Annotated in this window: 7 protein-coding genes; 2 read left to right on the forward strand and 5 right to left on the reverse strand. The window is 60.8% G+C overall.

Annotation, left to right across the window (positions count from 1 at the left end; genetic code table 11):
* Positions 1 to 30: 30 nt before the first annotated feature.
* The 5 genes from NW837_RS12765 to ebsA form a co-directional block, all read right to left on the reverse strand.
* Positions 31 to 2,382 (reverse strand): DNA polymerase III subunit gamma/tau, encoded by a 2,352-nt coding sequence (locus tag NW837_RS12765; RefSeq protein ID WP_414332032.1) that lies wholly within the window; start codon positions 2,380 to 2,382, stop codon positions 31 to 33.
* Positions 2,383 to 2,504: 122 nt separating this feature from the next.
* The gene (locus NW837_RS12770; protein ID WP_414332021.1) at positions 2,505 to 3,023 is read right to left on the reverse strand and encodes a hypothetical protein; all 519 of its coding nucleotides are present in this window, start codon (positions 3,021 to 3,023) and stop codon (positions 2,505 to 2,507) included.
* 29 nt (positions 3,024 to 3,052) lie between these two features.
* On the reverse strand, positions 3,053 to 3,769 hold the full coding sequence (gene coaE, locus NW837_RS12775; protein WP_414332023.1) for a dephospho-CoA kinase: 717 nt from the start codon (positions 3,767 to 3,769) through the stop codon (positions 3,053 to 3,055).
* 74 nt (positions 3,770 to 3,843) lie between these two features.
* Positions 3,844 to 5,538, reverse strand: a complete 1,695-nt coding sequence (gene cimA / locus NW837_RS12780; protein WP_414332025.1) for a citramalate synthase — start codon at positions 5,536 to 5,538, stop codon at positions 3,844 to 3,846.
* A complete protein-coding gene (gene ebsA, locus NW837_RS12785; RefSeq protein ID WP_414332026.1) occupies positions 5,528 to 5,899 on the reverse strand; it encodes a type IV pilus biogenesis protein EbsA in 372 nt (123 codons plus the stop codon). Before ebsA ends, cimA begins: the two co-directional genes overlap by 11 nt.
* A gap of 467 nt (positions 5,900 to 6,366) precedes the next feature.
* On the opposite strand from ebsA, the gene larE reads away from it, so the two are divergent.
* A complete protein-coding gene (larE, locus tag NW837_RS12790; RefSeq protein WP_414332028.1) occupies positions 6,367 to 7,287 on the forward strand; it encodes an ATP-dependent sacrificial sulfur transferase LarE in 921 nt (306 codons plus the stop codon).
* Positions 7,288 to 7,339: 52 nt separating this feature from the next.
* Positions 7,340 to 8,171, forward strand: an 832-nt coding sequence (locus NW837_RS12795; protein ID WP_414332030.1) for a DUF3769 domain-containing protein, incomplete at its 3' end; no start/stop codon positions are given.

Here is an 8,171-nt window from a genome sequence, read left to right on the forward strand (position 1 = left end):
TTTTGCCAAACCGCCTAAAGCTCAGTAAATTCAGCAAAGTTCAGGGTTTTGGGGGTTAGAGGCATGCTCCTCCTCCAAGGACTCCGTCCCGCTGAGGCGAACGGCAAGCTGAGAAGACTGCTCACGCCGGTAGGACGGATTCCTTACTGGATTGGGAAAGTCTAGGGGATGAGGACTCCGCCCCGCTGACGCGGACGGCTCTGCTCCTGTTGGCGAGCCGTAGGTCTCACCGGAGAGCAGGTCAGGGGATCCCTCGGCTTCTATAGCCTCTATTGAGGAGAGCTCTTCCGTGGATCCCGTCACGTCAGACTCCAACACCCCTTCCAAATCCACCAAGCTGCCGTTGAAGTGGTCGGCAAAACGGCGGGCAATCTCCGCCAGCTCCTGGGTTAGCTCGAAGGACTGCCCACCGTGCAGGGTGTCGCGGCGCTCTGCACGACTTGGAGAATCGGTCGCGACAGCGGTGCGGAGCACTTTGTTCGCACCGGCAGGAAAAAGTCCTTGGGTTGCCAAGCCGGCCACCTTGGGGCCACCCATAGGATTGTCCCGCTCAGGCTCTGGCGAAGGTGGGCTGGAGTCAGAAGGGGAATGTTGCTGTCGCTGGGCAAGGCCGTGGCTCTGCGGTTCTGCTCTGGGCTCCCTTGAGGAAGCACGACTGTTGGTGCTATCGCTCTGCAACCCCGGCGTGGTGACAGGATCCGGGGGGGCGGGGGGCAGGTCTGTTTCTCGGCTGAGCAGTGCCGAGGACTCCGCACCGCTGACGCGAATGGAAACATCCGGCCCCCGCTGCACAATCAAGTTGAGCTGCACAGGGCGCTGCAGCAGGTTGTGGAGCACCGACCGCAGTTCGGCTTCTTTGCTGCGCACTTTTTCCACCAAACCCTTGCTGGGAAAGGCGAGGGTAATTGCTTCAGGAGTCTCTTGGTGCAGGTGGCCGGATCCCATCAGAGCCTTGGTGAGGGGAGAGAGGCGCTTGAGGAACTCGTCCCAGTGGGGGCGCAGCAGCTTGACTGTGGCGGCGTCCCTTGCCGGTTCTCTGGGCTGCTCCGAGGACTCCGTCCGAGTAGCGCGATCTGCCTTCTGGCTCGACGCAACAGCAGGGGAGGCTGAAGGCCCAACAGTTAATTCATCTATCTCACCAACAGTTGATGGGCTTGATGGGCTGATGGTCGCAGCAGGGGCCGGAGGGGCTGTCCCGTCCGGGGGAGTTCTCTGGGGTGCAGGAGATAGGTCAAGGGCTGGGAAAGGACTCCGTTCCGCTGAATCCTCAGCCACCATGCTTGGGCGCAGCTGGCCCAGCAGATCCACTAGGGCAATTTCCAACCACAGTTGGGGCTGTCCGCTTTGACGAATTTGCGGCTCACACTGGCGCAGATGGCTCTGGGCTGCCAGCAGTATCTCCACCGAGTAGCGAGGGGCCCGTTGCTGCAGGGCTGCCCAGGTGGAGTCCGTTACAGCCACCAACTCCCGTTGCTGGGGGGCTGTCTTGACCAGCAGCAGATCCCGGTAAAGGGCCACCAAGTTCTGCAACAGGGCTAAGGGCTCTTTGCCCCGCTCCAACAATTGTCGAGTTTGGCTGAGCACCGCCTGCACATCCTGAGCCAGCAGCGCATCCATCAGAGCCAAAAGCTGCTGTTCCGGGATCCCGCCCACCAAGTCCCAAACCGCCTCCGGGGTGATGGATCCTTCCAAGAGGCTGAGCTGGTCCAGCAGGCGTTCGGCGTCCCTCAGGCCCCCTTGGGAAAGTTGGGCCACCAGTTGCAGCGCCTCCGGCGTGATAGGGATCCCTTCTTGGGCGGCGATCTTGCCCAGGTGGGCCACCATGTCGTCGAGGGGGATGCGGCGGAAGTCAAACCGCTGACAGCGGGAAACAATGGTGGGCAAAACCCGCTGCGGGTCAGTGGTGGCCAGGACAAATACCACGCGGGGGGGCGGCTCTTCAAGAGTTTTCAGCAAGGCGTTGAAGGCCGCATTGCTGAGCATGTGGCACTCGTCGATGACATAGACTTTGTAGCGGCTGTTCACCGGGGCAAACTGGGCCCGCTCGATCAGCTCGCGGATGTTGTCTACGCCGGTGTTGCTGGCCGCGTCAATCTCGAGAACATCCAGGGAGGCTCCCGCAGTGATGGCGCGGCATTGGCTGCACGCCTGGCAGGGATCCGGCGTCGGCCCCTGTTCACAATTCAAAGACTTGGCCAAGATGCGGGCGCTGGAGGTTTTTCCCGTGCCCCGCGGCCCGCAGAACAAATAGGCAGGCGCCACCCGCCCCAGCCGGATGGCATTGGCCAGCGTTTGCACCACCGCTCCTTGGCCGACCACATCGGCAAAGCGCTGCGGGCGGTATTTTAAATGCAGGGGTTCATAGTTGCCAGCGGTGGCCATTTCCGGGATCTCCAAGCAAGCAGCGCCCCAACCGGAACCGCGCAAGAGCTCTGCTCTGCTGACGCGATCCCACCGGGGCTCTCCTATTCTGGCTTCTCGATGGCGGGATCCCTCCCTGCCCATCAAGAGCAGGGCTGGACACCAGGGGGGGAGACCGGCAGAGCTTTTGTGCTCCGCTCCGCTGAGGATTTGGGATCCCGGCGACGCAGAGAGGGAAGCTGGGGCAGTTGCACTCTCCAGCCGGGCGAGTCAAGCTGATCCATGTGCTGCACGCGGTAGCTGAGCTGGTACAACTCCTTCCTAAGCTGGCGATTCTCGGCCTGGATGGCGGCGATGCGCTCGCGAATGGGCTGAAGGCGGGCCTGCAGCTTGCGCCGGTAGAGCTCTGGCAACTCTTGAATCATCTGCTCCAGCAACTGCTTCTCTTGGTAAAGCTGCTCGATCTCCGCCTCATAGCTGCGAATTTGCCGGTGTTGCTTTTCTTGGCGCAGCTCCAGAAGGTCTATCTGGCCCTGCAAGATGCGATTGCGCTCTCGCAAAAGCTGGATTTCCCGCTCCCGCGCGGCCAGAGCTTGAGCAAACTCCGTCTCGCCAACGCAGCCTGCTTCCTGCATCGTTTCTCCCTCAACCCACCCGTACATGGATACCAAGGGATCCGTCCCACCAGACCCTACCCGTCACTGTATCCGGCCCGCGGGGGTGAGGCAAATGGCCTCTGGCCCGCCGACGCCAAAGCTTGCTTCACCTGGGCTTCCAGCTCAGCCAGGGATCCGGAGTTGTCCAGCACCACATCGGCACGGCGCACTTTTTCCGCCAAAGGCCACTGGCTGGCGATGCGAGCTTCGATTTCTGCCGGTGTAAGAAGATCCCGGCGAGCAAGGCGTTGCCGCTGCTGCTCTGGAGTGCAAGTCACCACCCAAATTTCATTCACCCACCCCTGCAGGTGGGCTTCAAACAGCAACGGGATCATCAGACAAACGGTTTGGGATCCCTGCCCAGAAGAAAATCCTACCCCGCTACGCTTTTGGGAGGCAGGCTCTTCCTCAAGCGGCACCCCATGGACTTTAGAGCTCTGCTCCGCCAACGCGGACAGAAAATCTTGCAGTTGAGCTCTAACGAAAGGGTGGATTTGGGCCTCTAGCCAAGCCCGCTCAGCGGCATCTGCAAACACGATCTGGCCCAACCGCCGGCGATCCAGATCCCCGGAGGGTGTTTGGATGGCCTTCCCATAGCGTTCCAGTACCCGCTCGCGAATGGGGGATCCCACCGCCAAGGCCTGGCGGGCCATTTGATCGGCATCGGCTACTGGGATCCCGTGCTGCTCCAGGATGCGGGCCACCGTGGATTTGCCCGTGCCCACTCCGCCTGTCAGGCCGATGATTCGCATAGCTGTCGTGGTTACGGTTTAGCTTGCTGGGGTAGAGGGGCGCTGCCAGGGTAAAGCCAGTTGAAGGTTTTTCTTCAAGGGGAGGCCGTTTTTGCAGCCAGCGGAGAAGAACGGTGCTCTGCCGCAGCCGGCAAAGGAGAGCTGGGCGGCAGCAGGCTATACTCAAAGCCCTCCACCAAAGCCCGACAGGAGGCCTCGATGATGTTGGTGGAAACCCCCACCGTGGTCCAGCGGCGGTGACCGTCGCTGAACTCCACCAGCACGCGCGTTTTGGCCGAGGTGCCGGCCCGCCCGTCCAAAATGCGCACCTTGTAGTCGGACAGGTGAATCGCCTCCAGTTGGGGATAGAACTCCAGCAGCGCTTTGCGTAGCGCCCCATCCAGAGCGGCCACCGGCCCATTGCCTTCCGCCGCCGTCACCCGAGTTTGCCCCTGCACCGCTATCTTCACCGCCGCCAAAGATTGCACATCCGTTGCTTCGCCACTGGGATCCCAGTCTTTGCTGTTCCAATCGGAGCGTGTGGTGGTCGTCACGTTGAAGCTGAGCACCTCAAAAGGATGGGAGCGTTGTCCCAGCAAGCCCCGCACCAACAGCTCAAAGCTGGCCTCAGCCGCCTCAAACTGATAGCCCTGCAGCTCCAAAGTTTTCAGCCGCTCCAAAATCAAGCGCACCTGCGGATCCGACTTCTCCAGCCGGATCCCGAATCCGGCCATTTTGTGGAGGATGTTGCTCAGCCCCGCCTGTTCCGAGACCACAATGCGGCGACAGTTGCCCACTTGCTCCGGGGCGATGTGCTCGTAGGTGAGAGGGTTTTTCTGAACGGCGCTGACGTGGATCCCGCCCTTGTGGGCAAAGGCCGATAGGCCCACAAACGGCGCATGGTCATCCGGGGCCAAATTGACCACCTCGCTGATGGAGCGGGAGATCTCCGTCAGGTGTTGCAGCTTCTCTTGCGGCAGACAGCGATAGCCCAGCTTCAGTTGCAAGTTGGGAATGACGCTGCACAGGTCGGCATTGCCGCAGCGTTCCCCATAGCCGTTGATGGTGCCCTGCACCATGCGCGCCCCTGCCTGCACCGCCGCCAGGGCATTGGCCACAGCAGTGCCGGAGTCGTTGTGGGTGTGGATCCCTAGGGGCAAGTGCTGCAGGTGATGGGATTCTGCCAAGACAGCTGCCGTGATCGCCGCAATCTCGTGGGGCAGGGATCCGCCGTTGGTATCGCAGAGAACCAGCCACTCTGCCCCTGCCTCGGCAGCCGCCACCAGGGTTTGCAGGGCATAGTCGGGGTTGTGGCGATAGGCGTCGAACCAGTGCTCGGCATCGTAGATGACCCGCCGCCCCTGGGATCGCAGATAGGCAATGGTGTCGCGGATCATGGCCAGGTTTTCCTGCAGCGTGGTGCCCAGGCCCTCGGTGACGTGGAGATCCCAAGACTTGCCGAAGACGGTTATATAGCGGGTGCCCGCCGCCAAAATGGCCTGCAGCATGGGATCGTCTGCCGCCCGCCGCCCCGGCTTGCGGGTAGAACAAAAAGCCACCAGCTCGGCTTGCTCTAGGGGCTCTTCCCGCATCTGCCAGAAAAACTGCACATCCTTGGGATTGGCTCCTGGCCAGCCCCCTTCAATAAACGGGATCCCCAGCCGATCCAGCAGCTTGGCAATCTGTAACTTGTCTTGCACCGACAGCGATAGCCCCTCTCGCTGGGCCCCATCCCGCAGTGTGGTGTCGTAGAGAGTGATGGTGGCTGAGCAACCCAGATCAATCTTCATATCGCATCAGTTTCTTGTAAAAGGCGGTGGAGAAATCCGGCTGTTGTCCGCGCTGCACCAAAGAGACGACATCAATCAGATAATCCACAAACTCGTAGTTGGCGATGGAGAGCTGATAGGTGAGATCTGCATCCTGAGCAAAGATCACCTGAACCACCGTCAGATCCGAGGGCAACGGGGACATGTGCCAACTGGCCAAGAAGCGGACAGGCTCTTCCCCCTCGATGGCCCTCTGCCCTTCTAAGCTGGCTTTTTTGTAGAGGCCCACCGCAAGGGCTAGGTACTGTCGGCGGGCAACAGCGTAATAGGGCTGATAGACGGCCACTTCTGGCGGGCTGGCGGGTTCAAGTTGCAAAGCCATGGTGCGCTAGGAGAGGGGTACCGCTTTTTCTAAGTTTCATGAAGTTCTGCAAGATAGGTGGGATCCCCATAGCCAAGAGAGATCTCTGCATTGGCTGTAGCAAGTGTCGCCGGAAAAAGCTGTGAGGTCAATTGCGGCAGAGAACCCAGAAAAAATTATAAGGGGCCACTGCAACCCATCTTATTCAGCGTATCGCGAAGCGGTGCGGTTCCCGGTAGGGTGCCGGAGGCATAGCACCATCGCGACAGCGGGTGAGCGGACTACGGATAGATTGCCCAATTGTCTACTTTTCCTTGAGGGATCCCGCATCCCAAGCTGGAGGGAAGCGTTGGAAAATCGGGGATCTCTGGGAAAGAATAGAAAGAGGGGGGATCCCTGCCCCTGATAGCAACCGGCTTTTCTCCTGCCGGCGGTGGCGAGACGGTGCCCTTGCTTGGTTCTCCAAACGTTTGGCATCTCCTGGCTTCATGAACACAACCCAAGACCCAACCGCTTCTCGTCTCGACCTTCTCCCCCCGGGAGAGGGAGGAATAGCGGCCAACCCCCTGCTGGAGTGGGATCCCGTCCTGCAGCACAAGTTCCAGCAGCTTGTCCAGATCTTCGCCGAGATGGAGCAGGTCTTGGTGGCCTACTCTGGGGGGGTTGATAGCAGCCTGGTGGCCAAGTTGGCCTGCGATCAGCTGGGGGAGCGGGCCCTGGCCGTCACCGCTGCTTCTCCTTCGCTGCTGCCCGAAGATTTGGAAGAAGCAATTCAGCAGGCTCGGCAAATCGGGATCCGCCATCAGATCGTCGAAACCCACGAGCTGGAAGATCCGGGCTACGCCGCCAACCCTGTTAACCGGTGTTACTTCTGCAAAAGTCACTTGCACGATACCTTGCGCCTGTTGGCCCAAGCCCAGGGATATAACCATGTGGTGGATGGTCTCAATGCCGACGATCTGGCCGATTACCGACCGGGGACACAGGCAGCTCGGGAGCGCGGCGTGCGTTCCCCTTTGGCGGAGGTGGGGATGAGCAAGCTGGAGGTGCGGCAATTGTCTCGCCACCTGGGGCTGTCTTGGTGGGATAAACCGGCCCAACCCTGCCTCAGCTCTCGCTTTCCCTACGGGGAGGCAATCACCCCTGAGAAGCTGCGTCGGGTGGGAGCGGCGGAGCGCTACTTGCGCAGCTTGGGTTGGCGGCAGGTCAGGGTGCGCTCGGAGAAGGACACCGCCCGCATCGAACTTCCTCCGGATCAGATCGTGGAGTTTGTGCAGAAAACCAATCTGGAAGCGCTGGTCAAGGCCCTGCAATCCTTCGGCTATCTCTATGTCAGTCTCGATTTGGAGGGCTACCGCAGCGGCAAGCTCAACCGAGTCCTCAACCTTTCCCAGTTGGCCACAAGCTAGCGGGCTGGGGAAGCCGTAGGGGATCTGTGTTGAAGTTTTGCGCCGGGTGATTATGAGAGGGTTGCGGTTGCTCTGGCTCTGCTTGGGGGTGCTGGGGTTAGCAGTTGCCGGCCCTACTGCGGCTCAGGTGGAGTCCCAGAAGAAGGGGGGCGCTCAGCCCATGGATACGACTGACCTCAGCGCCGTTGCCGACCGAACGTTACGGCTGCGTTCTGACCGGCAAACCTTCGATCAACGGGCGGAAGTCTTCCAAGCAGAAGGCAATGTGGAGATGCGGCTGGGCCGCTCTGTGTTGCGGGCGGATCGCCTGCGCATTGAACTGCGACAGCGGCGGGCTGTGGCCGAGGGCAATGTTTCTATTCAACTGGATCGGCAGCGCATCCAGGGATCCCGGCTGGAGTACGACTTTGAGCAAGAGCGGGGATTTTTGGAAGAGGCCTTCGGGCAGGTGGATATTGGCCAGTTGCAGGCCAGTGGATCCCCGGCAGCCGCCCTCTCTCCGCAGCGGCTGGTGCGCTTTCGTGCCGTTCGCATCCGCTTCGATGCCAACACCTGGGAAGGAGAACAGGTGCGGCTGACCAACGACCCGCTGGATCCGCCGGAGTTGGAGATTCGTAGCCCACGGGTGACCTCCACCCTGCAAGCCGATGGCTCCAGCCTTTTGATTGCCGAGGCCGGCCAACTGGCCTTCGACCAGGTCTTGTTTCTGCCTCTGCCCATTCGGTTGCGCTTCGACTCATTAAACCGTCAGCCTCCGGTCAGCATCTTCTACGATGATTTCGACAGGGAAGAATTGCGGCGCGGCTTGATCCTCCAGTCCAACATCGAGCTGCTGCGGGATCCCAACGTGAGCTTGGTGCTCTCCCCGCAACTGTATCCACAAC

Source organism: Synechococcus sp. R6-10 (genome assembly GCF_047461815.1).
Taxonomy (GTDB): Bacteria; Cyanobacteriota; Cyanobacteriia; order Thermostichales; family Thermostichaceae; genus Thermostichus.

Coding starts and splice junctions, on each gene's coding strand:
- NW837_RS12765 (WP_414332032.1), bottom strand. CDS start 2,382: ATGGCCACCGCTGGCAACTATGAACCCCTGCATTTAAAATACCGCCCG.
- NW837_RS12770 (WP_414332021.1), bottom strand. CDS start 3,023: ATGTACGGGTGGGTTGAGGGAGAAACGATGCAGGAAGCAGGCTGCGTT.
- coaE (WP_414332023.1), bottom strand. CDS start 3,769: ATGCGAATCATCGGCCTGACAGGCGGAGTGGGCACGGGCAAATCCACG.
- cimA (WP_414332025.1), bottom strand. CDS start 5,538: ATGAAGATTGATCTGGGTTGCTCAGCCACCATCACTCTCTACGACACC.
- ebsA (WP_414332026.1), bottom strand. CDS start 5,899: ATGGCTTTGCAACTTGAACCCGCCAGCCCGCCAGAAGTGGCCGTCTAT.
- larE (WP_414332028.1), top strand. CDS start 6,367: ATGAACACAACCCAAGACCCAACCGCTTCTCGTCTCGACCTTCTCCCC.